The following is a 24,048-nucleotide window of genomic DNA, read 5'->3' on the forward strand; positions in this document are numbered from 1 at the left end:
CGCAGGCATATGACGGGACAATGCCGGTACCAATCAAAGAACAGACGATACGGCATACGGTTATTGTTTCCGATAAATTAAGGCTGACGGAAATTTCTTCCCGCCAGCCCTTCATGGAAAATCACTATTCCCACTCGATCGTCCCCGGCGGCTTCGAGGTCACGTCGTAGACGACGCGGTTGATGCCCTTGACTTCGTTGATGATCCGGGTCGCCGCGCGGCCGAGGACGTTCATGTCGAAGGGGTAGAAATCCGCCGTCATGCCATCGACCGAGGTGACGGCGCGCAGCGCGCAGACGCTTTCATATGTCCGGCCGTCGCCCATCACCCCCACGGTTTGGACCGGCAGGAGCACGGCGAAGGCCTGCCAGATGGTATCGTAGAGCCCGGCCTTGCGGATTTCGTCGAGATAGATCGCGTCGGCCTGCCTGAGAATATTGAGCTTTTCGCGCGTCACGCCGCCCGGCAGGCGGATGGCGAGGCCGGGACCCGGGAACGGGTGACGGCCGACGAAGTGTTCGGGCAGTCCGAGTTCACGGCCAAGCTTGCGAACTTCATCCTTGAACAACTCGCGCAGCGGCTCGACGAGCTGCATGTTCATACGCTCGGGCAGTCCACCCACATTGTGATGGCTCTTGATGGTGACCGAGGGGCCGCCTGAGAACGAGACGGATTCGATGACGTCGGGATAGAGCGTGCCCTGGGCGAGGAATTTGACGCCGCCGATCTTGTGGGCCTCTTTCTCGAAGGTCTCGATGAACAGCCGCCCGATGATCTTGCGCTTGGCTTCAGGCTCGACGACGCCTTCCAGCTCGCCAATAAATTCTTTCGAAGCATCAACGTGTACGAGCGGAATATTATACTGATGCCTGAACATCGCGACGACTTCATCGGCTTCGTTCTTCCGCATCAACCCATGGTCGACAAAAATGCAAGTGAGCTGATCGCCGATCGCTTCATGGATGAGGACCGCGGCGACCGAGGAATCGACCCCCCCTGAAAGTCCGCAGATCACCTTTTCCTTGCCGACCTGCTCCCGGATCGCAGCGATCGCCTGCTCGCGATAGGCAGCCATGGTCCAGGTTGCGTCGCAGCCACAGATTTTGTGGACGAAATTGGCGTAGAGCCTGGAGCCGTCCGGTGTGTGCACCACTTCAGGGTGGAACTGCACACCATAAATTCTGCGCTCTTCGTTGGCGATCATGGCGAAGGGCGCGCCCGGCGATGTCCCGACGACCTTGAAGCCCGGCGGAAGCCTGGAGACCGAGTCGCCGTGGCTCATCCACACCTGATAGGAATGATCGAGGTCCCAGACCCCGTCGTAGAGCAGGCATTCGGCGCCGATCTTGACCTCGGCGCGGCCGAATTCGCGCACCTCCCCCGGCTCGACGACCCCGCCCAGCGCCACGCACAACGCCTGCTGCCCGTAGCAGATGCCCAGAACCGGCACACCGGCCTCGAAAAGCGCCGGATCGGCCTGGGGCGAGCCGTCCTCAACCACGCTTGCCGGGCCGCCCGAGAGGATGATGCCTTTCGGCTTCAGCGTCTCGAGCGCTTCGAGCGCCTTGGAAAACGGATGGATTTCGCAATAGACGCCGGTTTCGCGCACGCGGCGGGCAATGAGCTGCGTCACCTGCGAGCCGAAATCGATGATGAGAATGGAGTCGGGGGGCGTTTCGATCTGCATGGCGAGGCTTTAAATGGAATCGCTTTGTCAGGCAATGGCCCACGCATCCTGCGACCGATTATCCCGCCCATGCAACCGCTACGACGTCCGTGGCGTTGTTCACGAACAGATAAACGGGAGCGGGCCGAACCGGCGTCGTGTTCTCCCGGCCCGCCCCGGGTTAAGGTTCCACACGCCATTGCCTTTTCGGCACCACCCCGGAGCTCCTCCCCTTCGGGGTGGTGTTTTAACCCACGCAATCACGCGCAAAATCGAGCGTGAAGCCGTCCGATTGTCCATCGGCGTTGGTGTAGGTCACATCGACCGTGTTCTCGTCGGGTCCCCATGCGACATCAAGAGCCTCGAACTGTGGTTCGGTCGCGGTGATATCGATGCCGCAGCGCAATTGCGCGATGGGGCCTTCGACGCTTGGCAGTTCGAGAACCGCCTGATGCACACAGGAGTCTTCGAAGCACACCTCGAAGATATGGATCGTGCGTTCGCCCGAAGGTGAGGTTGCAGAATGCCGCGTATCGGGTTCCGGAATGGCGAGCCAGACCGCCCAGCCGAACCCGCCCAGCAGCACAGCCACAAAAAGCACGCCGCCGAGAATGAAGGCCAGCCGCCTCGTGCTCATATTGCTGTCCGCGTGAACAGCGCGCAGAAAAACCCGTCCGTATCCGTGCGCGCCGGGGTCAAGGTGAGTGTCGCGCCATCGGCGCTGAAGGGCCGCGCTTTCGCGTCGGGGAAAACCTGCTCGAACACCGGCATTGCCGGCACCCCTGCGAAATCCGGGTGCCGTGCGAGGAAGGCCTTGGCCTGGTCGTCGTTTTCCTCGGGCAGGATCGAGCAGGTAATATAAACGAGCATGCCGCCGGGGCGCACGAAGCGCGCCGCATCGTTGAGCACGACGATCTGTTCTGCGATGCGGGCCTGCAATTGCTCGGGCGTGAGCTTCCACTTGGTATCGGGCCGCCGCCGCCACGTTCCCGTCCCCGTGCAGGGCGCATCGACCACGACGCGATCCATCTTCTCCACCAGATCGTCGAGCGCGCCCGCTTCAGGATTTCGTGTCTGCACGTTGCGGACGCCCGCGCGTTTCAGGCGCTCGAAGATCGGCGCGAGCCGGGTGCGCTCGGCGTCGTAGGCGAAGATCTGCCCCGTATTGCCCATCGCGGCCGCCATGGCGAGCGTCTTGCCCCCCGCACCGGCACAAAGATCGAGTACCTGCTCGCCGGGCGCGGCGCCCGTAAGCAGCGAGACGATCTGACTGCCCTCGTCCTGGATCTCGAACCAGCCCTTCTGGTAGGCCTCGTCCGCCTGCACATTGGCCGTACGCGCGTCACGCGGTCCAGCGGCGATGCGCAAGCCCTCAGGCGCGATGGCCGTCGGCTGCGGCGAAAACCGCGCCAGCGATTTGGCGACCTTCTCGCGATGTGCTTTGAGCGTATTGACGCGCATATCGAGCGGCGGACGCGTCGTCATACCCTGCCCTTCGGCGATCCAATCGGCGCCGAAACCGCGTTCAAGCGATGATTCAAGCCAGTCGGGTATGTCGGCCCGGACAGCGGCAGGCGCATGGGAAAAAGCAGAGTCGTTTGAAAGGCTTGCCGCTTCCGCCTCGGAAATCGATTCCGGGGCGAATTTGTCGTCCTTAAAGCTCTGATTCAACGCCGCGACATCCTCGCCCCAATCGTTGACCGCGACCGAAAGCACCAGCGCACGCGGCGTATCTTCCCCCATGCGCCAGGCATGGCTCGCGCGCCGCCGCAATGCGTCGTAAACGAGATTGCCAATGGCCGCCCTGTCCCCGGCGCCTGCAAAGCGATGATCGAGCGCCCAGCCTTTAAGCGCCTCGGACGCCGGCCGCTTGCGCCGGTCCATATCCGCGAGCACTTCGATAGCGGCGGCGAGCCGTCCGGGCAGGCGCATTAGGCGTCTTCCGCAAAGCTGCAGACATTGACGCGGTTCCCGGCCGGGTCGACAAAATCGAACCAACGCATCGCGCCTTGGTCGTGGATCTCGGTCACCTCCCGGCCGTCGGCGATCAGCGCCTCTCGCAACGCCTCCGGATCGGGGCTGAAAAAGTTGAAGGCCACATGGGCGTCGGGATCGACGCGCTCGGCGGGAATGAGTGTCAGAGCCGTACTTTTCGGATCGCCGCCGGCAAACCGCAAACCGATATAACCGGCAGAGCGGAAAATTTCCGTCATCCCGAACAGCCGCGCATACCAGGCCGCAGCGCCCTCGGTATCGCGTGCTGGAACGAAGATCGTATCGATCCGTGTCGCAAGCGGTGCGTCCATTATTTCCCACCGCGATAATTCGGGCTTTCGCGCGTGATCGTCACGTCGTGCACATGGCTTTCGCCCAGCGCGGCGCTCGAAATCTTGACGAACGTCGCCTCGCGCCGGAAGGTTTCGAGGTCTTTCGCACCGGTATACCCCATCGCCGCGCGCAGCCCGCCCGCGAGCTGGTGCAGCACGCCGCTGGCCGGGCCTTTATAGGCCACCTGCCCCTCGATCCCCTCGGGGACGAGCTTCATCTGGTCGTTGACTTCCTGCTGGAAATACCGGTCCGCCGAACCGCGCGCCATGGCGCCCACCGAGCCCATGCCGCGATAGGATTTGTAGCTGCGGCCCTGGTAGAGGTAGACCTCGCCGGGGCTTTCGTCGGTGCCCGCCAGTAGCGAGCCGACCATGGCGACCGACGCGCCGCCCGCCAGCGCCTTGGCGAGGTCGCCCGAGAACTTGATGCCGCCGTCCGCGATCACCGGCACGCCCTGCTTGTCGGCTTCCTCCGCACACGCCATCACGGCGGCAAGCTGCGGCACGCCGACGCCCGCGACAATACGGGTGGTACAGATCGAGCCCGGCCCGATGCCGACCTTGATCGAATCCGCGCCCGCGTCGATCAGCGCCTTCGTCGCCTCGGCGGTCGCGACATTGCCAGCGACGATACGGGTCGCGTTGCTCTCGCGCTTGATCCGTTCGACCGCGGCGGCAACGTGCACCGAATGCCCATGCGCGGTGTCGATCACGAGGAGGTCCACCCCGGCATCGATCAGCGCCATCGAGCGCTCATAACCCTGATCGCCCGTCGTCGAAGCAGCCGCGACGCGCAACTGCCCATGCACGTCCTTGATCGCGTGCGGGTTGAGTTGGGCCTTTTCGATATCCTTCACGGTGATCAGCCCGATGCAGTTCATATGCTCGTCGACCACCAGAAGCTTTTCGATCCGGTGCTGGTGCAAGAGCCGCTTGGCCTCGTCCTGCGCGACGCCCTCACGTACGGTGACGAGCCCTTCGGACGTCATCAGTTCGGCGATCTTCTGACCGTGATTGGTCGCAAACCGCACGTCGCGGTTGGTCAATATGCCCACCAGCTTGCCCTTGGCGCGCCCCCCCGCGCCGCCATTGGCGACCACCGGAATCCCCGAGATCTTGTAGCGCTCCATGAGCGCGTAGGCGTCGCCCAGCGTCGCGTCGGGGCCGATGGTGATGGGATTGACCACCATGCCGGATTCGAAATGCTTGACCTGTTTGACCTGCTCGGCCTGCTGCTCGGGCGTAAAATTGCGGTGGATCACCCCCATGCCCCCGGCCTGCGCCATGGCGATCGCCATTTTCGCCTCGGTCACCGTATCCATGGCCGAAGACAGGATCGGCAACTTGAGCGCGATATCCTTGGTCACATAGGAGCTGATGTCGACGGCGGTGGGCAGCACATCCGAGCGCGCGGGCTGCAACAGCACGTCGTCGAAGGTGAGCGCGGCATCGCCGGTGATGGAGGAAATAATCTTCGCCAAGGCCAGACCCTTTCGTGCCTTCATCGAGAAAACGATGATGAAAACCGGTAATAGCGCATCCCGCCTGCCAGAGGTGTGACACCCGGCCAGCTACGAATGCGCTTCTTGTTTCCTTAAACCCGGGCGGACGACTCAAAGACCGGGCTTGGGTTGGCGAGGGTTACTACCACCGGGGACCGGGTTTGGGAAGGGGCCGATGCAATTGCTAAACATCTACCGTTGACGAAAATACAAGCTACCACTAATATAAGTGAAATCTTGTATTAAGGAGGGCACATGGATATCGATATCGCAAAGCATCTCGGCGCCGTCACGCGCTCGGTCCGGGAAACCGAGGTCGAAGGCCAGCCGGGGCGCGCGGTCACGCTCACGCGCAGCTACGATACCGACGCCGACGATCTGTGGGATGCACTCACGAACCAGGAGCGCCTGCCGCGCTGGTTCGCGCCCGTCCATGGCAATCTCGAATTGGGCGGGCAGTATCAGGTTCAAGGCAATGCCAGCGGCACGATCACAGCTTGTGACCCGCCAAAATCGTTCGGTGCGACCTGGGAATTTGCGGGCGCGATGAGCTGGATCGAAGTCACGCTGGCGCCCGATGGCGAGGGCCGGACGCAACTGGTTCTCACCCACACCGCCCCTGTCACACCCCATTGGACCGAATACGGGCCCGGGGCCGTCGGCGTCGGCTGGGAGCTCGGACTCATGGGGCTTGCGCTCCACCTTTCCGCACCCGACGCCAAATTCGACGAGAACGAATTCAACACCTCGCCCGAGGCCAAGGCCTTCATGACCGGATCGGGCAATGCCTGGGCCGAGGCCGACATCGCATCGGGTGAAGACCCCGCGCAGGCGCGCGGCGCGGCGGACCGCACCATAGCCTTTTACACTGGCACGACGCCTCCGGACGCCTGATGCACGCCTTCGATGTCCTTGGCGACCCCGTCCGCCGGCGCATTCTCGAACTGCTCGCCGAGGAGGAACAGACCTCCGGCGCCATCGTTGCGGTGATCCAGCGCGAATTCGGCATCACCCAGGCCGCCGTCTCGCAGCACCTTAGGGTCCTGCGCGACAGCGGCTTCGCCACCGTGCGGCCCGAAGGCACGCGGCGCATCTATGCCGTCGATCCGGAGCCCATGGTCGCGATCGACCGCTGGCTCGACCGCTTCCGTAGCTTTTGGGAACCCAAGCTCGATGCGTTGGCGACAGAAGTGGCGCGGGGGAAGAAGAAGCGGCGGGCCGAACGGAAGGATTAGCGTGAAGCTGGCACGTAGCGTCCACGCGCCACACGTGCCGCCTTTCCGTCTTTAACGAGCGCCGAAAGCGCGCGGAACGTTGCTTCATGGGTCAGCCCGATTTCGCTGGCGAATGTGCTCACGGTCGTGGTCTGGCCGGTGAGCAGCAGCGCGGCCATCACCCGGTCTTTCGCACCCTTGATATTGCGCAGTTCGAGCCGGGCGCGTAACTGATCGACCTGACCGGCCAGCGTCTTGATGTAGGACAGCGCGAAGTCCGGATTGGCGGCCAGGAGGTCGACCACCGCCTGCTTGCGGATAAAGGTGATGCGCGATGCCGCGATGGCTGTACAGTCGCACTGATAGGTCGATGCGAAAAGGCACGGTTCCACAAGCGTGTCGCCGACGCTCGCCCTGTGGATCACCACCCGCTCGCCTCCCGCCCCGGTAAACGCCAGTTCCACGGCACCTTCGATCACTATTCCGAGGCCGGCAACGTCCTGTCCTGTGAGGAAGACCGCTTCGCCCTTGGCGTAGGCGCGCGAGAAGCGGCTGGCGGGCGCGATGGCATCGAATGGCTGCGGCAGCATTGTGATCTCGATCATATATTGACGCGCCTTTGAGCCATATCGTGCGGCGGAACCAGAAAAAAGGACTTTCTCATGCCGGTCGTCCCTTCGTCCTCCACACCCTCCTTCCCCAATTCCGAAATCTGGATCATCGGCGGCTATGGTGACGTCGGCCAAAAGCTTGCCCGGCTCCTTCTCGCCACCGGATCGTATCGCGTCGTTCTGGCGGGGCGGAACGCGGAGAAGGCCCGGACGGCAGCCGAGCAATTGGGTGCCAACGCACGCGGTGCGCATGTCGACGCAGCCGAGGGGCTCCCCGGGGACGCACAAGTCGTCGTCAACTTCGTCGAAACGCTTCCGCCCGCCGCGGCGGCTGCCGTCGTCGAACGCGGCGGTGTCTTCATCGATGCATCCGCCGACCCCGATTATCTCGAACGCCTAAAAGCGGCGGTCCCCAACGGTCCCGGCCTTGCAATCCTCAATGCGGGCCTTACGCCGGGACTGACCAACGTCCTTGCCCGCTCGCTCAAGACGGCCCATCCGGACACGCGGCGGATCGACGTCGTCCTCGAAATGGGCATGGGCCGGCACCACGGCCTCGCCGCCACGGAATGGACGCTGAGGGGGTTCGCCGCGCCCTATCGGGCCAAGCGCAACGGCGTCTGGCGCGACATCGCACCGGGAAGCGAGCGCCGCTCGGCATGCCTGGATCCAACGCAAAAGCTGGTACCGGCCATCGGCTTTGCCTTTTCCGACCAGATCGCGATGGCGCATACGCTCGATCTCGATGAGGCCCGGACCTTCCTCGCGCTGGCCCCGGCCAGCATGACTCGATTGCTCGGCACCCTCGCCGGAACTGGCCCGGGCCGGTTCATCGCCCGCCGCGCGACACCGATCGCGAAACTCTTTGCGGCACTGCCGGTCATGGGTCCGATCCGAACCCGTCTGCTCGTTGAGGCTTTCGATGCCCGCGGGCAGAAACGTGGTTCCTATGTGATGCGTTCGGGCGACCAATCGGATCTTACCGCCGCGATGTTGCAGGTCGCGGTGAGCGCGGGGCTGGCGTCTGAGGTAACTGGTGCAGTTGACCTTGATGAGGTTGCCGATCTGGATGCATGCGTGTCCGCGCTCGAGGAGACGATGCCTGAGACCGTGTGGGATCGTGTAGCCTGAAGCCATCGGCCGCAATGAGGTTTAGCGAGATCGGACTGGCGGTTTTCTGCTGCCTTGGCTATCGGTGAATATATGCCGCATCGCCACGCCACCACGCGCATGTCCCTGCCCTTCGACACAATCAGCGGTACGTTCTTCAGGATTGCGTTCGCGCGTGACACAGCAACTCTTCTGGACGGTGCCAAAAGCGCCGAAGGCCGGTTTCATCGTGCTGGGCAGAGGGCTCTTTATGTGTCATCGCGTGAAGATTGGGCCGGCAAGGCAATCGAAGTCTACATTAACGAAAATGATCCCCAACGGATTGTCGCGCCCCTCTATGTGGATGCAGCCAGGATCGTCGATCTTCGCAACGTGCGGCATTGCGCCGCTTGGGGCCTGGAGCCGACAGACGCCGCCATTCCCTGGCGCCCACAGCGCGAGATGGGCGTGCCCGCAACCTCATGGACGGTCTCCGACCGTATCCGCAACGGTGGTGCTGACGGCATGATCTATACGGCCCGGACCGCTCCGAGCCGCTGGCATCTGGTGTTGTTCGCATGGAATTCGGCAGAACGGCCAAGAGTAACGTTGGCTGGAGCGCCGCGTGGCTACAGGCTTCCCGGATGATCTCGACCGTGCTGTTTAGGGCCGGGCGATGCCCTCGCCTCTTGCCTCACCATAGCGCATTGGAAGATGCCCTCGCCTCTTGCCTCACCATAGCGCATTGGAAATGGCGAAAGCGGGAAACTTATCCCCGCCGCGAAAACCTCATTTATGATGCTTCTCACGGACCCGCTTTTGATGGGCGCAGGCGCAACGAACGTTTGGGCGGGACCGGTCCGGGTCCGATGGGAGTCGTCCCAGCGGAGGCCCAAACGTCACCGTGGCCAGCCACAGCGATCCTGTGGTCACCGGGGAAACCTGGCGGGGATTGGCCCCAGCCCGAGCGGACGCCAAGCCAAAAATCCCGGTCGTATGCGGCGAGGCTCGTCTCGCACTTTAATAATCAGTATGAGGCGCGTCTCGCCGCATACCGTCCACGCTATTTGAACCTGATGGCAGATTGCCGGAGGGCGCTTTGGCTTGCCTTGGCGCCGATTATGCGCTCTGCGTGGTTTCTTCGCGTGTCATCCAGCCGCTTTCACCCCATTCGCGCACGTCGACAGTGATCGTACCACCCTCGATATCGATGCGGTTATAGGCGTTGAGGTGGCCGCGCAAGCGGGTCGAGGTCGCGGAAGCGGCCTGCGCGACGAGAATCGAGGCCGCGGCAGCAAGCCGGGGACCGGTCGGCGCAGCATGGCGGATTTCGCCGGCATGTTCGTGCTCGCGTACATAGGACATGTGGAAATGCCCCGAGAGCACCAGCCGTACGCCCAGCCGCGCGAAGGTTTCGAGCGCCCGGTCAGCCCGGTGAACCCGTCTTTGCTTGTGCACCATGGGCTCTTCAGGGTGCAGGAGCGGATGGTGTGCAACGACGATACGGACCTTGTGTTCGGGCACCTGTGCGAACCGGTCCGCGAGGCGCTTGAGCTGATCGCGGCTGATGGCGCCGTCGGACCAGTTGAGGCTGCGCCAATTGGCGCGGCGCGAGGTCTTGAGACCGGCAAGGGCAATTTCGTCGAGCTCGATGAAGGGTTCGAGATCGAAGCCGACATAACGCCTGTACCGGCTATAGGGCGCTATGAAGCGCAGGAGCAAATTCCGCTGCGGTACGTCATGATTGCCGGGCACCGCGAAGACGGGCGCGTGAAGCGAATCCAGAAACTCACGCGCCAGCGCGAATTCGCGCACGCTCCCGATCTGTGTGAAATCGCCCGAAACGACGATCAGATCGGCATTCTGGCTTTCGAGTTCATGTGCCAATCCTTCGACCACCGCCGGATCGTGGCGGCCGAAATGCAAATCGGACAGGTGGACGAGCCTCATTATGGCGCAATCGCGAATTTGGGTTCGGTGTCCGTCGCTGCTTCTCGCGCCGGGGGCGCCAGGATGGGCAAGGCCTTGTGCTTGATCGTAAAATGCAAGGGCGTCTCCAGGCTTTCGATCTCCCCGTCGATCATAACCTGCAAGCGAGGCTTGCGGCTACGGATGGTAACGCTGTGGGCTGGCTGGATGTGCAGCGAGGGGTCGTCGCGCCAGCGGCCGGCGAGCATACCGGCGGCCAGCCGGAGGAACCCCAGAGGCGACGACCGGGAGACCTTATAGAGCGTCATAAGCCCGGTATCGAGGCGTTGACGCGTCATGAAGTGACCGAACGCCTCGTCATAGGCGTTCGATGCCACGCCGATGGCGTGTACGCGCTCGATGCGCTTTTCGCCTGTTTCGGTGATCACTTCGAGGGCAAACCGCCGCGACCGCGCCACACGGCGGAAAACGTAAAGCAGATAGCGGAGCTTTGCGAGCAGCCCCGCCCCCCGGATACGCTCGCGGGCAGCGGCGATGTCGGGCAAGACGCCGATGACGGCCTTATGAAGAAAAATCCGGCCGTTCACATCGGCAACGTCAATGGATTTAGGCGTCATCCCCGGCAGCGCCGCGAACCAGGCGTCGATGTCGAGCGGCACACCGAGATCCTTGGCCAGCAGGTTCAAGGTGCCCAGCGGCAGGATGGCGATTGCCTTGCCGGTGCCCAGGATGCGTTCGGCGACCGAGGTCACCGTTCCGTCGCCTCCCGCCGCTACGATAACCTCTGCATCGCTGGCGGCGGCACGTGCGATCCGGTCCTCAACGCGGCCTTCAAGATCGCCATCGATGGTCGCGTCCAAACCGTGCCGTTCAAAGCGCGCCGCAAGTCCCTCGGGCGTAACGCCGAGGGCTCGGACAGCACCCGATCTGGAGTTGAGCAGAACGTGGTAGCGGTCCAGTGACATTCACTCTCAACCATGCCTTGGGATAAACGGAGAATACACGGCTCTAATGCACGAATGACCCGAAAGGTTCGGGTTAGGCGCATCGCACACACCGGGGGAAGACCGGATCGACCTCAAGCCGCTTGATGCCGATGGGCTCGCCGCAATCGATGCAATAGCCGTAGTCGCCATCATCGAGACGCCGCAAGGCGGCCTCGACGAGCGCCGCGCGCTGTTTGCGCCGCGCTTCCGAAGCGGCCGCCATGGCCTGCCCCTGCATCGCATCCATGCGGGAAAGCCGGCCGACGCTCTGCTGGTCGAGTTCCACCGGCTTGCGGCTATCCTCGGACTCTTTGGACTCCACAGCGAGCGCTTCACGCTCGGCAATGAGCCGCGCGCGGAAGTGCTCCTTGAATTCCGTGCTTTCTGGGTCGTTGTCCATGCTTCCTATTTGGATCAAAGCCGCGGACTTGACCAGTGGGTGCGCCACAATTGCGTTCTCCGCCATAAGCATCGAAGATGGGCTGCCAACGACTCGTCTGCCAACCGGTCCGGACCTTGACCCGTATCATCCCGCTCGTCCTGGCGGTCGCCCTGTTCATGGAGAATATGGATGCGACCGTCATCGCCACGTCCCTGCCCGCAATCGCGGCGGATATTGGCACCACGCCGGTCGCGCTAAAGCTTGCGTTCACGGCCTATTTCGTGGCGCTGGCGATCTTCATCCCCATAAGCGCGTGGATGGCGGACAAGTTCGGCGCCAAGAATATCTTCAGGGCCGCGATCGTGGTGTTCATCATTGGATCGATCGGCTGTGCGTTTTCCGGTTCGTTGCCTGAATTCGTCATGGCACGGTTCGTAAAAGGCATGGGTGGCGCGATGATGAGTCCCCTCGCCCGCCTCATTTTGCTGCGCACGACGGCGCGCACGGACCTCGTCAGCGCCATGGCATGGCTCACCGTTCCGGCGCTTATCGGTCCAACGCTTGGCCCGCCCGTCGGCGGGTTCCTGACGACGTTCCTGAGTTGGCACTGGATCTTCCTCGTCAACGTGCCCATCGGGCTGATCGGCCTCGTGCTCATCACACGCTATCTGCCGCCGGTGGCATCAGCGCCGCCCAAGCCCATGGATTTCCCGGGCTTCCTGCTTGCAGCCATCGCCTTCTCGGGCACGGTTTTCGGCCTGTCGCTCCTTTCGATGCCGGTGCTGCCGATCTGGATCGCCTTCGTTTCGACCGGCATCGGCATCGCCGCTGCGACCCTTTACATTCCCTACGCACTGCGCATCGAGCACCCCCTGCTTGACCCGCGGCTTTTCACAGAACCGACGTATCGCGCTGCTGTCGTCGGCACTTCGCTGTTCCTGATCGGCGTAGGTGCAACGCCCTTCCTGCTGCCGTTGATGCTGCAGGTGGGCTTCGGCTATACGCCCTTCGAATCCGGCATGATCACCTTCGTTGGCGCGTTCGGTGCGCTTTTGATGAAGTTCGTCGCAAAGCCGCTCTACGCCAAGATCGGTTTCCGCACGGCACTCGTGAGCACGGCACTGCTGTCCGGGTTCGGATCGGCCATCAAGGGCACTTTCGTACCCCAGACGCCGGTCGTCGTGATGATGCTCGTCATTTTCATCGTCGGTCTGGTCCGCTCGACCTATTTCACTGGCCAGAACGCCATGGCGTTCGCCGATATCGACGAAGACCAGGCTGGCGCCGCAACCGTCATCCACTCTGTGATGCGCCCGATCATGACCGCGCTGGCGGTTGCGCTGGCGGGTGGTATTCTCGAATTGAGCAGCACGCTGCGTGCGGCACCGCTCGGCGTGCCGGATTTCCAGATCGCCTTCTTCATCGTCGCGGGCGTCTCGATGCTGGCAGCTATCCCCTACATGCTGCTGCCGGCCGATGCGGGCCATGCGGTGTCCGGCCACCGAACGGCTGCCCAGCGCGCCGCCGCGCTCGAAAAGACCAGCAGCCAAGGCTATGAAGGCCGCTCGCCGCGGTTTTAGTCGACCCGTTCGCCCTTGAAACCGCGTGCCACGAGGTAGGTCTCGGCGGATTCCGCCCGGCTCGCTGGCGGTTTGGCATGGAAGGTCGACGAAAAGTTCCGCTTGAGCATGGCCAGAAGCTCATGCTCGGTGCCACCCTGGAAAACCTTGGCGACGAACGTCCCCCCACGCGCCAACACGTCCAGGGCAAAATCGGCGGCAAGCTCAACCAGCGCGACGATGCGCAGATGGTCGGTCGGCTTATGCCCCGTGGTGGGGGCGGCCATGTCCGAAAGGACGATATCGGCCTTGTGCCCGCCCAATGCCGCAATCAGGGCTTCGGGGGCGTCGTCTTCAGTAAAGTCCTTTTGCAGCAGGATCGCGCCGGGCACCGGGTCCATTTCGAGATAGTCGATCCCCACGACGGTTGGATTTTCCGGGTCTGATCCGACGGCCTTGACCGCAACCTGACACCATCCGCCCGGCGCGGCACCCAGATCCACGACACGCATACCCGGTTTGAGGAGCTTGTGCTTTTCGTCGATCTCGATCAGCTTGAACGCCGAACGCGCGCGCAGTCCCTCGGCCCGGGCGCGGGCGACATAGGGGTCGTTGAGCTGGCGCTGGAGCCAGGTCGTCGAGGAGATCGAACGCTTCCTTGCGGTTTTGACGCGTACCTTGAGGTCGCGATCGCCCCTGCGCCCGCTGCCCTTTCCCGTGGGCTTATTTGGCATTGCGCCCTCCACGCCGCTTGCGGCCCGAACGGCCGCGCATCCAGACGCGGTCCTCGGCCATCATCGAAATCAGAATACCCTCGCGCAACCCCCGATCCGCGACGCGTATCTTCTTGCACGGCCATTCGCGGCGGATGGCCTCAAAGATGGCGCAACCGGGGATGACGAGATCCGCGCGTTCCTTGCCGATGCACGGATTGGCCATGCGGCGCTCATAGCTCATGGTGAGCAGAACGCGCATGGTCGCATCGACATCCTCGGCGCGCATCCAGAGCCCGTCAACCTTAGAGCGTTCGTAGCGCTCGAGCCCCAGATGGAGGCCGGCAAGCGTCGTCACGGTTCCGGACGTCCCGAGGAAATGGAGCGGATGGGTTTTGAGCATCTCGCGCAACTTGTCGCGTCCTCGGAAATGGCGCAGCTCGGTGCTTACATGTCCGACCATCGCCTCGAAAATCTCGGGCGTTACATCGATCCCGCCGAACTTTTCCGCGATTGAGACCACACCAACGGGCAGCGATTGCCAGGAACGGATCGACGCGGCGGTCTTGCCCTGGTTCTTCGGACGCCCGCCGCGGAAATCGAGCCAGGCGAGCTCGGACGAACCGCCACCGATATCGAATAGGAGAGCGCCGGGTGTATCCTGCTCGATCAGGTCGGCACAACCTGTAACTGCAAGCTGTGCCTCGGTCTTGCGGTCAACGACCTCGAAGGTCATGCCGACCTCACGTTTGACCCGCGTCAGAAAGCTGGCCGAATTGACAGCCGAGCGGCAGGCTTCTGTGGCAATGATCCGGGCGCGGATATTCTCGTGCTGGGCGATCTTGTTGCGGCACAGCTTGAGCGCCTCGATGGTGCGCTCCATCGCCCCTTCCGAGAGCCGCCCGGTTTGGCTCAGCCCCTCACCGAGGCGAACGATACGCGAAAAGCCGTCAAGAACGCGAAACCCGTTGTCGGTCGGCCGCGCAATTAAAAGCCGGCAATTGTTGGTGCCAAGATCGAGTGCCGCATAGACTGGCACACGGCGCTTGCGGGCGCTGGCTGGCAGCTTTGGCGGCGTCCGCCGTGGCCGTGCACGACCGCCCGGCTTTGGGGCGTCCGCACCATCGGATTCACGCCGTTCGGGAGCGTTCCCCAAGGCGTGAGCTTGCATCCCGGATTCGGGCTGCGCTGCAACGGCGGACCGATCGGACTCGGTCAACGTCTTAATTCTCCGGCCTGCCAGTCGCAACGGCCCCGATCATGCCACATGGAACGCCGAAATTGCGGAAATCCTATGTGGTTTGATGCCGGGATATGCGCCCCTGGCAGGTGTGTTTATCGTTCGAAGGAAGACTAGAGCATCGTGCCAGGCAACGCAATCGCAGGCATACGCTCAAAGCGCTATGACAGAACTGTCAAGTTTTCGCCACAAAAATCCTCTTTATCCCCGCACCGGCGGGTACGGCTTCCAATTGAGAGCCGTCATATTTCAGGCAATCTGCGCTATCGGGAAATCGTCATAAATCGAATCCCCCGATGCAGGCGCGATGTGCCACAAAACATGCCGCGATAAGGTCACCAAATTTTGGTGCACCCGACGCATGCGGTCGGCAATGCTGGTTTGCTGCAAATTTAAGGACAATATTACTGTGTTGCGTCTTATCGCCTCCGCTTTTGTTGCGTTCATCGCGGTTCTTGCGGTGGAATCCCCGTCCCAGGCGCGCGACGCACAGACAGTCATCAACCTGATGCTTGGCGAGTTGGGCACAAGCCGGCCCTCTGGATGCCCAGGCCGCTGGTGTGCGTGCTATATGGACGTCGCACTCGTCCGCGCCGGATTGCCGCCGCTCGGCTCGAACCGCGCCCGTGATTTCGCCACATACGGGGAGCCGGCGGAACCCGGCGCGGTCGGTGCAATCATGGTGATGCCGCACCATGTCGGCATCGTGGTCGGCGCTTGCGAGAATGGTCAGGTCCAGATCGTCTCGGGCAATTACTCGAACACAGTCGCCCTCGGCTGTTACAACCCAAACCGGGCTATCGCCTGGCGCGCACCGGTACGGTCGTAAGCCTTGACTTTATCGCGGCACGCACAAAATACTGCACGGCAAGGCTTGAAATTGCCACCGCGTACCGCTAAACAGGCGCCACTTCAGACGCGCCGCTTTGTGCGCGACGCATCGTGGTGGGGAATAGGTTAACGGTAGACCCACGGACTCTGACTCCGTTAGTCCTGGTTCGAATCCAGGTTCCCCAGCCAAAAATTTCTCCAAGAAAATCAGCGGTTTGAACAGGTATCGGCGCCGATACCTGTTCTTTTCATGTTGCAATATGTTGCACGGCAAATTCCCCGCTTTTCCGGGCTTTCCGTTTGGAACCCGGCAAATCCATGCGACATGGATGCAACATGGGAGCCCGGCAAACACACGGTACATGGATGGTGAGGAAATGATCGAGCCCAGGCTGTTATCAGAAGGGAAAACTCCAGCCCAATGGGTTGATGAGTTTCGCAAGAAGGGCGTCAAGGTGTCGGAACGTCAGCTGCGCGCCAAGGCGCGAGAAAAGGGCGCGTTTTGGTCCTTGGGCAAGGCGATGATTTTGATGCCCGAGCACATCGATGAGATCTTCGAAGAGCCGTCCTCACCCGAGACCTAGCCTTGTTCCGATGCCGAACCTTGCCTCGAAAAAACTGACTCCTGAGCCGAGAAATTCGACTCAGGGTGAAGAGGTAACCGGGGTGTAGGAGGGGGTGCCCGCGCGGATATTCAATAAGGACGTTCCTGCATCGATACTTGATGCGCCGTCATGGCCTATGCTTCAGTGTCGACTTCAAGGTTGGGGGAGACACCATGAAGAAGCTGATTTTGATTGCACCATTCCTTGCGTTGTCCGGATGCTCGGCAACTCAAACGGCATCGACGCCGCGATCGGTCATGTACGCCGGTGTTGGTAGCTTCAACATCGGGGAGACCACCGCCGAAGCGCAAGCCTACTGCGAGCAATACGGTCGCGATGCCGAGTACATCCCCGATGACCGTCCGGACGGCAACGCCAGCTTCCGGTGCGTCGACCGCTAAGCAGCCTCTAGCAGCTTATCCAGGGATGATGGGGTGAGCTGGGCCGGGCGCATGGCGTTAGTCGGCAGGGTGAAAAAGTGGTCGAAGACGGGCCGGGATATCCTCTCGGGGATTTGGCCGTTTCGATAATTGATGGCCAGTTGCCGACAGCGGGGCGTGCAATATGTGCTCTTGGGGCTCTTGGCGAAATAGCCATCGCCGCACCATGCGCATGATTTCGGGATTTGCCGGTTCCACTGGTCGGATCGAGCGCAATCCACGCTGCAGTACTTTTCTGGTTTCGCGCTGTTGACCCGATAGCTCTTGAAGGGCTTGCCGCAGCATTTGCAGGTTGCGTTGAGCGGCTTGACCTGGTGCTTGGTCACACAGGCTTTCGAGCAAAGATGCTGGGTCTCGGTCTTCGGGCGGAAGGTCTTGCCGCAGACGGTGCATTCGCGATCGGCGAAAATGCGCATCGAGGCGTTGTGGCATGCTACCGAACAGAACTTTCCTTTTCCGCTTTCGGTCTTCTGCTTTTCGGTGATGCCGGCACGCTTGAACGGCTTCTGGCAATGCTGGCATGTCGCGGTGGGCGCTCTATCGGTACGGATAATGTGATAGGCGTTCCGGGCAATTTCCGATTGTTTCCGAATCTCGCCATATGACCGGCGCTCATAGGCACCCCGCGCGCAGTCCGGCGAACAGAACCGGTGCCCTTTGGCCATTTCCTCGTCGGGCATGGGGCCACCGCACCCGACACAGTAGTCGGGCGAGATAGCATATTCCCATTGCCCTTCTGCCCAATCCGGGCGCTTTGCACCGATGCTGAGCAATGCCTCATGGACGATGTGAGCGGCCTCGTCGTCTGACCGCTGCCATGCATGGCCATCTTCGCAAAACGACTGACGAAGGCCGTGCCGGCAGGAAGCCTCAAATTCGAAAGGTGTGCTGTCCCAATTACGTAGTTGCTCGGCCGCAGCACCTATCAATTGCTTCTCGCGTCTGCTGTCTTTGACAATGCGGCGCTTGGCGGGTTTGGCGGGATTATGGACCGGTCGAGGCTCGGGCTTTCCGTAGCGGTACTCGGGCCAGTTGCCCCCCGTATAGAGGCCCATCCCCCTCAGGTGCCGTCCCTGGTTGCCTTTGCGCGCCATTATCCGAACACCGCGTCGAACGCGCCCCTGTCTAGAGTGGGATCGTTGGCCGAAGGCTGATTTGCCAATCGGCGTCTTTGCTGCCGGTAGGCGTGTTCGATCCAGATCCGATCGAGGGCGAGGATCTGATCGACGTGGTGAGGTTTCAGCGGCCAACGGTAGAGCCGGGCATAGGCCTCGATCTCGGCATGACTGATCGGGTTCGGCCCGGTGCCGTTGTGTGTCCGCGTGCGGCATAGGTCGAGGAACCATCGCCATGCCAGCAGGCCGGGCTCGGGGATGTGCGGCGAGGTGCCCGGGGCGTTCAGATGATCCCTCAGGGCATCGGCCAGGAGGACAGAAAGCGCCATGATCAGCCCTTCCCTATGGACATGCGCGGATGGCGCTGATTGCGGTTGACGTCGTTCTTCAACTGGCCCGAGCGGTATTCCTGCACCGCGCCACGTGCCTCATCGCGGGCAATGATACGCACTTCGTCATGGCTGATTTGCTGAACATCAAAGTCCTTCGAAGTGCCATAGTTTTCGATGTTGACGTTGAGCGCCCGCGATGCCGCTACGCCAGCGGTGATTTCAACAGGTACCTTGCCACCATTCGGCAGGGGGATGATCGCCTCCTGGCCGTGCACGACGCCGCGAGGCTCACCCCTCGCACCGCCCGTGTTCGGTGTGCCTGTAGCAAAGCCGGGAAGGCCGAACGATGATCCGATGCCGCTGAAAGCCGCGTTGAGGAAGAAATTCCCCGCCATGGACAAGACGTTTGAGAGAATGTCTCCGAATTCCTCGGCCTCGATCTTGCCATCGGCCAAGGCGTCAATGATGCCGTCGACGGCGCTGCGGCCAATATCGCCGAGTTCTTCCATCATCTCGGCATTGTGCTCGATTTCCGACCGCTGCGCCTGCAGCGGTCCGAGTGTGGCCTCGATCTGCTGACCGAACTCGCTCTCTCGATCGACCCCCACCTGCTTGAGGAGGTTGTAAAGTTCCTGCTCTTCGGCAGTGCGGCCCAACTGGTCCTGCTCGTGCTTGAGATTGGCGATTAAAGCCTTGACGGCTTCAGCCTGGCGGATTGCGGCATCGGCGCCGGCATTGCCTCCCCCGCCTCCAGTATCGACCTCATCGTCGTCGAGAAGCCCCTCATAATCTGGGGCACCTGGGGTGCTGAATGTCGGACGGTCGAGGAGGATCTGGTTGATGCGCGCCTCTTCGTCGGCAATCTCCGAAAGTCTGTTCCGATGCTCCTCGAGCGCAGCGTTGATGTTCCACGTTTCCATGTCGAGGGACGGCCCGGAAAGGCCGGAGTTTTCCAGTCGATGAAGTTCAGATTCGAGCCGCAGTATCTCCCCTTCGATCCGGCCGCGCTCAGCGCCGAGGTTTCGATGAAGCTGATCGAGGTTCTGTGAGCTGATGTTGTTTAGGTTGCCGCTCCAGTACTGCAGGGCGTCGCCGATATCGCGCACGGCCATCGCGACGTTGGCCGCAAGCTGCGCGGTTTGGATCAGGAAAGGCGCGAGGGCGATCAGGGCTTGCTGGAATTGCCGGTTGAGAACGGTTGTCGCGGTCGTGAACTCGTCGTTCAATTCCTCGGCGCGGGTGATCAGGTGGTCATCGATCACAATGCCAAGCGCGCGAGCCTTGGCAGCGGTCTGATCGAGACCAGCCGAACCATGCCGAAGCATTTCGACCATTTTGGTTCCAGCGTCACCGAACGCCGCCGCCGCGATGGCGGCTTGCTTGCTGGCGTCGGTTTCCTCTTTGATGGCGTCGGCCACAAGGCGGAAGCGCTCTTCCTGTGTTCGGGCAAGCTGAATGGATTCAAGCAACTCGGGATTGAGAACCCTGAGGTTCTCGACCAGTTCGCCCTTCCCCGCCGCTGCCCGACCTGCATTCCGGTTGAAAGCGTCCAGGGCAGAGCTGAGCGAGTCGGTGCTTACGCCGGCAAGGTCGGCGGCATAGGCATATTCCTGGAAGGTCTCGGGGTTGAGCCCGCTCGACTTCGCTTGCTTCCCGATCCGGTCAAGATCGGTCAGAGCCTGTTGAGCGCCTCGCATGGCGGCGGCCAGCGAGAGCATCGGCACCGCCGCGCCAAGCAGTGGTGCAAGGCTTCGGCTGAACGATCCCACCCGCGTTGAGGTGACTGCAAGCGCCCGGTTCATCCGTCCCGTAGACGTGACCATGTCGCGCTCCATGCGATCTGTCGCCGTTCGACTGTCTTTCCGCATCTTGCCGTACGACTTGGCGGCCGTTCCGCTGGCCTTGGCCATGTTCTTTTCGAAGTCCTTGATCCGGGCTTCGAGTTGAACGACCAGCCGCTCTACATCACCTTGCGTTGCCATTGCGATCTCCTATGCGACGGCCCATTCCTCGATGTCGCCATCGAACGTTTCGTAACTCGACAGGCCCTGATCCCCGGCTGCGCAGCGCGCCACAGCCATGGCGGTCGCGACAGCCCCGTCGATGCGATCCCTGGACTTGCCCTTGTGAAAGCTGAGGTTTCCGGCCTTGTCGGTCTCGACTGCGATGTTCTCGAAATGCCAGCGCAGGATGGGATGCCCGCCGTGCTTGATGCGCCGGGCCACGATGGCGCGCTCCAGTTCCTTAACGGCGGGCGCCATGGTCACCCATCCCTGCCGCATTTCGACCACCGGGAAGCCGTCCCCCATGAGATTGTTCATGGTGTTGCGGGCCATGTGCGGATCGAAGGCGATCTCGACAACGCGGAACCTAGCGCAAAGCTCCCGGATATGATCCTCGACGGCGTGAAAGTCGACCACGTTGCCCGGTGTGGGGATGATCAGGCCCTGTTCGGCCCAATGGGGATACTTGGCCTTTTCCCGGTCTGACCGGTGGATGATGTTGTCCTCGGGACAGAAGAACCACGGGTGCACCTCATACCCTTCCTCCCGACTCCCCCAGCAGCCCACAACGGCGGTGAGGTCTCTGTTGGAAGAAAGGTCCACGGCCAGCCAGCACGCCTCCTGTGAGGCTTCCTTGTCCTCAAGGTCTACCTCCCCGGCGCCTTCGTCATAGATCGGCATCTCGACGAATGGCGAGGCGCTGTAATCAAGCCAAGTGTTGAGGTGATACTGCCGGAAGTCGTCCCGATCCGCAGGGCGCGCGCGACACTCTCTAGCATAGTCGCGAAGGCTCTGAAGGTCAGGGTACCCGTCGGCAAGACCCGGATTGACGAAATGCCACAGCGCCTCGTCTTCCCAATCGGCATCGGGATCGGTTTCGAACAGAACCGGAAGGAAACCCGGATCCTCGAGTTCGCCGGATTGCACCTTGCGGGCATATTCGAGAAGGTCGAATGCGAGGTTTTCCTGTCCGCGTCCTGCCTGGGTGATGATGACCAACAGCGAGCCCGGTGCCTTGTTCATGCCGGTGCGCAGGGCCGACCATGTCTTGCGGCTCTTTTCGCCCTCCCAGGCAATCAGCTCGTCGGCCAGGACGAACTGGGGCGTCTTGCCCAGCTTGCCCTTGCCCCCGGATGCGAGGGCCCTGAACTTCGCCCCGGACAGGGGATGCTCCAGAATGTACGTGCTCTCGTTGAGCTTCATCTTGCCGTCGAGCCAGTCGGTTGCGCCGATGATGCCCACGGCCTCCTCATAGGCGATGGTCGCGTCTTCCTCGGCTGAGGCGGCAACCATGGCCTGCCCGCGCGGGACGCGCTGGTAACCGACCGTATGGAGGAGCGCGAGTCCCGCGCCCAGGGTGGTCTTGCGGGCGCCTCTTGGGAGCATGACGAAGGCGGTGCGCACCTGCCGGCGCCCATCGGGAAAGCACGGGCCATAGATGCGCCGCACGATCCGCTCCCAGAAGCGGGGCAGCTCGAAGGTGCCACTCTCGCTCTTGGGGTGCTTGAGGCAGCGCAGGAACTCGACCGCCCTTTCACCGTGGCCGAAGGGGTCGGCGATCTCGCTGTCGTCGAACACCCATTCCGGGCGTGACGCCTTAAACCTGGAGGTCTGGGGGCGCGCCATCTTTGCCCTTTCCTCCGCCGTTCTGGAAACCCTGCTTGGACCGGGCCGCCGGGGTAAGCCCCAGTTCGGCCCCGAGGCGGGCCACGGACTCGGTCGACTTGTTGAGAATGGCCGCGGCCGGGTTCGGCTTGAGCATGCCGTGCGCCGTCTTGGTCAACGGGCCATGCTCAGCAAGTGCCTTTTGGCATTCCCGCACCGTCCAACGCGCGATGATGTAAGTTTCGACGATGCCGAGGCCGGTGGTAGCGAGGATCTTGCGCTCGACCATCTCGGAGACCACGGCCTGCCACTCGTCCACCATATCGGCGGGGATCGTGTCGGGAACGGGCGGTAGGCCGCTCAGCCCGCCCTCTATGGCTTTGAGATGAGCCTTGGCGCCCTTCATGACCGCACCACCTCGCATCGGATTTCGAGGCCCCTATGGCGCCCGATCTCCTTGATCTCCCGGATGTTGTAGGGATCGCCGCCGAACATCACGCGGTGCTCGGTCGTGACGCCCGCCTTGTAGCGGGTGCGAAAGATCATCACGCTCTTGTCGGTCTGTCCGTATGTCTCGATGAACTCCTCGGTCGATTGCTGCACGATCTGGGCGCGGAGCTTGGCGAAATCCGTCCAGTCCTCGACGGGCGTGCCGTAGTCGTCCACTGTGCTCTCGTAGCTCTGGAGCGTGATCGTGCGATCGAGCTTGCCTGCCCTCATGACGACACCTCCCCGACCATGGCCGATACAGTCACAACGGCATGGCTGGTCTCGCCGTCGGGATCGCGCAGATACCGCATGCCGATGACGTGACAGTCGCCGCAGTGGAACCCGGCTTCGAGCTGGAGCCGGGCCGAATGGATCGCGGTGCGCATCGCCCCGGCGATGGTCTTCACCCCGACTAGGGACAGCTCTTTTTTCCAGACGTGCATGTCGAAAATGATGTTCCGATTGGTGCGGGCGATGTCGTCGCCCTCCAGCTCCTGCCCTTCGCCGATGATGATGGACGGATCGGGGTTGGGCCTGGAATTGCGATCGAGGATGTTCGCCGCGGGCACCAGGTTGGTGACAGCAGTGGTGCCCACGAGACGGGCGCGTAGCGCCTTCTGTGCGGCCAGTCCGGCGCTCATCAGCCTTTCCCCCAATTGTCTCGGACCGCCTTGCCCGCTGCCCGCTTGATGCGGTTCGCAGCCCGTTTGCGATACAGTCGAACCGCGGGCCAGAAGAATGGCTGCGCTTGGTGGAAGGTCGTGCCGTATTCCTGGAGGTGTGGATACCGGACGTCGCTGTTGCCTACCGTCACCACGACGGCATTCTCGGGTACGGTGTGCGACCCGCCCGGCTGGCTGTAGGGCGGTGTCGTCTCGCCGGGGCCGGTGACAGTGATGCTCTCGATAAGATCGCCCTCATCGCGCGGTGCGAACTGGCGCATCGCGTTGGCCATCTCCTCGCCCGACTTCATCAAAGCGGGTCTCACCCCGTCCTTTATCTCCTTGGGAATTGCCGCGAGACGGCGCTGCAATTTCCCGATGCCGCCATCATTCGCCATCGGACACCCCATAGGTGTAGTTTCGGTATTCGTTGACGATGGCGTCGAGCCCGATCGGGATGGCTTGAGACGACACCCCGACCAGAACAGCCTCCCGGTTCTCGTACCAATGCGCCGCCAGAAGGCTCACACCCTCGACCAGGGCGTCCGGAATCGGGTCCTGGTCGGTGCCGCCAAAGGTCTCCTCGATCTTGAACCCGAGCAGGCGCTCGACGTGGTTCTGAGCGGCTTTGCTCAACCGAATGAGCAGCGCGTCATCTTCGCTGCCCATGTCGTCGGTGAAATTCAGCTGCTCTTTGAGCTGTTCGAGAGTGACGATCATGACGTGTTCTCAGACTGCCGTTTCAAAA

General features: G+C 62.2%; 28 protein-coding genes and 1 tRNA gene. 9 read left to right on the forward strand and 20 right to left on the reverse strand.

Features of this window, described 5'->3' with window-relative positions:
• Positions 1–124 precede the first annotated feature (124 nt).
• The 5 genes from guaA to guaB form a co-directional block, all read right to left on the reverse strand.
• Positions 125–1,687, reverse strand: a complete 1,563-nt coding sequence (gene guaA / locus LG281_RS04655; RefSeq protein WP_404404837.1) for a glutamine-hydrolyzing GMP synthase — start codon at positions 1,685–1,687, stop codon at positions 125–127.
• Between the two features lie 226 nt (positions 1,688–1,913).
• Positions 1,914–2,303 carry a hypothetical protein gene (locus LG281_RS04660; RefSeq protein WP_404404839.1) on the reverse strand — a complete coding sequence of 130 codons (390 nt, stop codon included), beginning with the start codon at positions 2,301–2,303 and terminating at the stop codon, positions 1,914–1,916.
• Entirely contained in the window at positions 2,300–3,598 is a 1,299-nt protein-coding gene (locus LG281_RS04665) for an RsmB/NOP family class I SAM-dependent RNA methyltransferase (protein ID WP_404404841.1), read from the reverse strand. The genes LG281_RS04660 and LG281_RS04665 overlap by 4 nt, the downstream gene beginning before the upstream one ends.
• Positions 3,598–3,972, reverse strand: a complete 375-nt coding sequence (locus LG281_RS04670; RefSeq protein WP_404404843.1) for a VOC family protein — start codon at positions 3,970–3,972, stop codon at positions 3,598–3,600. The genes LG281_RS04665 and LG281_RS04670 overlap by 1 nt, the downstream gene beginning before the upstream one ends.
• Complete coding sequence (gene guaB, locus LG281_RS04675; RefSeq protein ID WP_404404845.1) at positions 3,972–5,474, reverse strand: IMP dehydrogenase; 1,503 nt, start codon at positions 5,472–5,474, stop codon at positions 3,972–3,974. The genes LG281_RS04670 and guaB overlap by 1 nt, the downstream gene beginning before the upstream one ends.
• A gap of 276 nt (positions 5,475–5,750) precedes the next feature.
• On the opposite strand from guaB, the gene LG281_RS04680 reads away from it, so the two are divergent.
• Both LG281_RS04680 and LG281_RS04685 read left to right on the forward strand, forming a co-directional pair.
• Positions 5,751–6,389, forward strand: a complete 639-nt coding sequence (locus LG281_RS04680) for an SRPBCC family protein (RefSeq protein ID WP_404404847.1) — start codon at positions 5,751–5,753, stop codon at positions 6,387–6,389.
• Complete coding sequence (locus LG281_RS04685; RefSeq protein WP_404404849.1) at positions 6,389–6,730, forward strand: ArsR/SmtB family transcription factor; 342 nt, start codon at positions 6,389–6,391, stop codon at positions 6,728–6,730. Before LG281_RS04680 ends, LG281_RS04685 begins: the two co-directional genes overlap by 1 nt.
• Here the strand turns inward: LG281_RS04685 and LG281_RS04690 are convergent.
• The gene (locus tag LG281_RS04690; RefSeq protein ID WP_404404851.1) at positions 6,727–7,314 is read right to left on the reverse strand and encodes a Crp/Fnr family transcriptional regulator; all 588 of its coding nucleotides are present in this window, start codon (positions 7,312–7,314) and stop codon (positions 6,727–6,729) included. The two genes, LG281_RS04685 and LG281_RS04690, sit on opposite strands and share 4 nt — an antisense overlap.
• 57 nt (positions 7,315–7,371) lie before the next feature.
• Between LG281_RS04690 and LG281_RS04695 the strand changes: the two genes are divergently transcribed.
• Together LG281_RS04695 and LG281_RS04700 are read left to right on the forward strand one after the other, a co-directional pair.
• Positions 7,372–8,451 carry an NAD(P)-binding domain-containing protein gene (locus LG281_RS04695; protein WP_404404853.1) on the forward strand — a complete coding sequence of 360 codons (1,080 nt, stop codon included), beginning with the start codon at positions 7,372–7,374 and terminating at the stop codon, positions 8,449–8,451.
• A gap of 72 nt (positions 8,452–8,523) precedes the next feature.
• Positions 8,524–9,057: an RES family NAD+ phosphorylase gene (locus LG281_RS04700; RefSeq protein WP_404404855.1), complete on the forward strand. Its 534-nt coding sequence runs from the start codon at positions 8,524–8,526 to the stop codon at positions 9,055–9,057.
• Between the two features lie 471 nt (positions 9,058–9,528).
• Here LG281_RS04700 and LG281_RS04705 read toward each other — a convergent pair whose 3' ends face one another.
• From LG281_RS04705 to LG281_RS04715, 3 genes are all read right to left on the reverse strand, one after another.
• Complete coding sequence (locus LG281_RS04705) at positions 9,529–10,359, reverse strand: metallophosphoesterase family protein (RefSeq protein WP_404404857.1); 831 nt, start codon at positions 10,357–10,359, stop codon at positions 9,529–9,531.
• Positions 10,359–11,303 carry a diacylglycerol/lipid kinase family protein gene (locus tag LG281_RS04710; protein WP_404404859.1) on the reverse strand — a complete coding sequence of 315 codons (945 nt, stop codon included), beginning with the start codon at positions 11,301–11,303 and terminating at the stop codon, positions 10,359–10,361. Before LG281_RS04710 ends, LG281_RS04705 begins: the two co-directional genes overlap by 1 nt.
• Positions 11,304–11,376: 73 nt before the next feature.
• Entirely contained in the window at positions 11,377–11,724 is a 348-nt protein-coding gene (locus LG281_RS04715; RefSeq protein WP_404404861.1) for a TraR/DksA family transcriptional regulator, read from the reverse strand.
• Between the two features lie 116 nt (positions 11,725–11,840).
• On the opposite strand from LG281_RS04715, the gene LG281_RS04720 reads away from it, so the two are divergent.
• Positions 11,841–13,286: an MFS transporter gene (locus LG281_RS04720; RefSeq protein WP_404404863.1), complete on the forward strand. Its 1,446-nt coding sequence runs from the start codon at positions 11,841–11,843 to the stop codon at positions 13,284–13,286.
• Here LG281_RS04720 and LG281_RS04725 read toward each other — a convergent pair.
• Complete coding sequence (locus LG281_RS04725) at positions 13,283–13,999, reverse strand: RlmE family RNA methyltransferase (protein ID WP_404404865.1); 717 nt, start codon at positions 13,997–13,999, stop codon at positions 13,283–13,285. The two genes, LG281_RS04720 and LG281_RS04725, sit on opposite strands and share 4 nt — an antisense overlap.
• Positions 13,989–15,197, reverse strand: a complete 1,209-nt coding sequence (locus LG281_RS04730) for a Ppx/GppA phosphatase family protein (RefSeq protein WP_404404867.1) — start codon at positions 15,195–15,197, stop codon at positions 13,989–13,991. Before LG281_RS04730 ends, LG281_RS04725 begins: the two co-directional genes overlap by 11 nt.
• A gap of 430 nt (positions 15,198–15,627) precedes the next feature.
• Between LG281_RS04730 and LG281_RS04735 the strand changes: the two genes are divergently transcribed.
• The 4 genes from LG281_RS04735 to LG281_RS04750 all read left to right on the forward strand — a co-directional run bounded on the left by LG281_RS04735 (position 15,628) and on the right by LG281_RS04750 (position 17,055).
• Positions 15,628–16,047: a hypothetical protein gene (locus LG281_RS04735; protein WP_404404868.1), complete on the forward strand. Its 420-nt coding sequence runs from the start codon at positions 15,628–15,630 to the stop codon at positions 16,045–16,047.
• A 117-nt stretch (positions 16,048–16,164) separates the two neighbouring features.
• Positions 16,165–16,238 (forward strand) — tRNA-Gln (locus tag LG281_RS04740).
• 188 nt (positions 16,239–16,426) lie between these two features.
• Positions 16,427–16,633, forward strand: a complete 207-nt coding sequence (locus tag LG281_RS04745) for a hypothetical protein (RefSeq protein WP_404404870.1) — start codon at positions 16,427–16,429, stop codon at positions 16,631–16,633.
• Positions 16,634–16,827: 194 nt separating this feature from the next.
• Positions 16,828–17,055 (forward strand): hypothetical protein, encoded by a 228-nt coding sequence (locus LG281_RS04750; RefSeq protein ID WP_404404872.1) that lies wholly within the window; start codon positions 16,828–16,830, stop codon positions 17,053–17,055.
• On the opposite strand, the gene LG281_RS04755 is transcribed toward LG281_RS04750, so the two are convergent.
• Genes LG281_RS04755 through LG281_RS04795 form a run of 9 tightly spaced genes read right to left on the reverse strand, consistent with a single transcriptional unit; the run spans position 17,052 to position 24,020 of the window.
• Positions 17,052–18,188, reverse strand: a complete 1,137-nt coding sequence (locus tag LG281_RS04755; RefSeq protein ID WP_404404874.1) for a hypothetical protein — start codon at positions 18,186–18,188, stop codon at positions 17,052–17,054. The genes LG281_RS04750 and LG281_RS04755 overlap by 4 nt on opposite strands.
• Entirely contained in the window at positions 18,188–18,538 is a 351-nt protein-coding gene (locus LG281_RS04760; protein WP_404404876.1) for a hypothetical protein, read from the reverse strand. Before LG281_RS04760 ends, LG281_RS04755 begins: the two co-directional genes overlap by 1 nt.
• A gap of 2 nt (positions 18,539–18,540) precedes the next feature.
• Complete coding sequence (locus LG281_RS04765) at positions 18,541–20,523, reverse strand: hypothetical protein (protein WP_404404878.1); 1,983 nt, start codon at positions 20,521–20,523, stop codon at positions 18,541–18,543.
• A gap of 9 nt (positions 20,524–20,532) precedes the next feature.
• A complete protein-coding gene (locus tag LG281_RS04770; protein ID WP_404404880.1) occupies positions 20,533–22,170 on the reverse strand; it encodes a terminase large subunit in 1,638 nt (545 codons plus the stop codon).
• A complete protein-coding gene (locus LG281_RS04775) occupies positions 22,142–22,555 on the reverse strand; it encodes a phage terminase small subunit P27 family (protein WP_404404882.1) in 414 nt (137 codons plus the stop codon). Before LG281_RS04775 ends, LG281_RS04770 begins: the two co-directional genes overlap by 29 nt.
• The gene (locus LG281_RS04780; protein ID WP_404404884.1) at positions 22,552–22,869 is read right to left on the reverse strand and encodes a phage head closure protein; all 318 of its coding nucleotides are present in this window, start codon (positions 22,867–22,869) and stop codon (positions 22,552–22,554) included. Before LG281_RS04780 ends, LG281_RS04775 begins: the two co-directional genes overlap by 4 nt.
• Positions 22,866–23,279, reverse strand: coding sequence for a DUF3168 domain-containing protein (locus LG281_RS04785; RefSeq protein WP_404404887.1), 414 nt, complete (start codon positions 23,277–23,279; stop codon positions 22,866–22,868). Before LG281_RS04785 ends, LG281_RS04780 begins: the two co-directional genes overlap by 4 nt.
• Positions 23,279–23,698: an HK97-gp10 family putative phage morphogenesis protein gene (locus LG281_RS04790; RefSeq protein ID WP_404404889.1), complete on the reverse strand. Its 420-nt coding sequence runs from the start codon at positions 23,696–23,698 to the stop codon at positions 23,279–23,281. The genes LG281_RS04785 and LG281_RS04790 overlap by 1 nt, the downstream gene beginning before the upstream one ends.
• Complete coding sequence (locus LG281_RS04795) at positions 23,688–24,020, reverse strand: head-tail connector protein (RefSeq protein WP_404404891.1); 333 nt, start codon at positions 24,018–24,020, stop codon at positions 23,688–23,690. Before LG281_RS04795 ends, LG281_RS04790 begins: the two co-directional genes overlap by 11 nt.
• Between the last annotated feature and the right edge of the window lie 28 nt (positions 24,021–24,048).

The sequence above is a fragment of the Pelagibacterium halotolerans genome, from assembly GCF_044811015.1.
GTDB lineage: Bacteria > Pseudomonadota > Alphaproteobacteria > Rhizobiales > Devosiaceae > Pelagibacterium > Pelagibacterium halotolerans_A.

Coding starts and splice junctions, on each gene's coding strand:
- LG281_RS04680 (WP_404404847.1), top strand. CDS start 5,751: ATGGATATCGATATCGCAAAGCATCTCGGCGCCGTCACGCGCTCGGTC.
- LG281_RS04685 (WP_404404849.1), top strand. CDS start 6,389: ATGCACGCCTTCGATGTCCTTGGCGACCCCGTCCGCCGGCGCATTCTC.
- LG281_RS04690 (WP_404404851.1), bottom strand. CDS start 7,314: ATGATCGAGATCACAATGCTGCCGCAGCCATTCGATGCCATCGCGCCC.
- LG281_RS04790 (WP_404404889.1), bottom strand. CDS start 23,698: ATGGCGAATGATGGCGGCATCGGGAAATTGCAGCGCCGTCTCGCGGCA.
- LG281_RS04775 (WP_404404882.1), bottom strand. CDS start 22,555: ATGAAGGGCGCCAAGGCTCATCTCAAAGCCATAGAGGGCGGGCTGAGC.
- LG281_RS04765 (WP_404404878.1), bottom strand. CDS start 20,523: ATGGCAACGCAAGGTGATGTAGAGCGGCTGGTCGTTCAACTCGAAGCC.
- LG281_RS04750 (WP_404404872.1), top strand. CDS start 16,828: ATGAAGAAGCTGATTTTGATTGCACCATTCCTTGCGTTGTCCGGATGC.
- LG281_RS04700 (WP_404404855.1), top strand. CDS start 8,524: ATGCCGCATCGCCACGCCACCACGCGCATGTCCCTGCCCTTCGACACA.
- LG281_RS04695 (WP_404404853.1), top strand. CDS start 7,372: ATGCCGGTCGTCCCTTCGTCCTCCACACCCTCCTTCCCCAATTCCGAA.
- LG281_RS04760 (WP_404404876.1), bottom strand. CDS start 18,538: ATGGCGCTTTCTGTCCTCCTGGCCGATGCCCTGAGGGATCATCTGAAC.
- LG281_RS04755 (WP_404404874.1), bottom strand. CDS start 18,188: ATGGCGCGCAAAGGCAACCAGGGACGGCACCTGAGGGGGATGGGCCTC.
- LG281_RS04745 (WP_404404870.1), top strand. CDS start 16,427: ATGATCGAGCCCAGGCTGTTATCAGAAGGGAAAACTCCAGCCCAATGG.
- LG281_RS04670 (WP_404404843.1), bottom strand. CDS start 3,972: ATGGACGCACCGCTTGCGACACGGATCGATACGATCTTCGTTCCAGCA.
- LG281_RS04795 (WP_404404891.1), bottom strand. CDS start 24,020: ATGATCGTCACTCTCGAACAGCTCAAAGAGCAGCTGAATTTCACCGAC.
- LG281_RS04710 (WP_404404859.1), bottom strand. CDS start 11,303: ATGTCACTGGACCGCTACCACGTTCTGCTCAACTCCAGATCGGGTGCT.
- LG281_RS04785 (WP_404404887.1), bottom strand. CDS start 23,279: ATGAGCGCCGGACTGGCCGCACAGAAGGCGCTACGCGCCCGTCTCGTG.
- LG281_RS04725 (WP_404404865.1), bottom strand. CDS start 13,999: ATGCCAAATAAGCCCACGGGAAAGGGCAGCGGGCGCAGGGGCGATCGC.
- LG281_RS04770 (WP_404404880.1), bottom strand. CDS start 22,170: ATGGCGCGCCCCCAGACCTCCAGGTTTAAGGCGTCACGCCCGGAATGG.
- LG281_RS04660 (WP_404404839.1), bottom strand. CDS start 2,303: ATGAGCACGAGGCGGCTGGCCTTCATTCTCGGCGGCGTGCTTTTTGTG.
- guaA (WP_404404837.1), bottom strand. CDS start 1,687: ATGCAGATCGAAACGCCCCCCGACTCCATTCTCATCATCGATTTCGGC.
- LG281_RS04665 (WP_404404841.1), bottom strand. CDS start 3,598: ATGCGCCTGCCCGGACGGCTCGCCGCCGCTATCGAAGTGCTCGCGGAT.
- LG281_RS04705 (WP_404404857.1), bottom strand. CDS start 10,359: ATGAGGCTCGTCCACCTGTCCGATTTGCATTTCGGCCGCCACGATCCG.
- LG281_RS04780 (WP_404404884.1), bottom strand. CDS start 22,869: ATGAGGGCAGGCAAGCTCGATCGCACGATCACGCTCCAGAGCTACGAG.
- LG281_RS04715 (WP_404404861.1), bottom strand. CDS start 11,724: ATGGACAACGACCCAGAAAGCACGGAATTCAAGGAGCACTTCCGCGCG.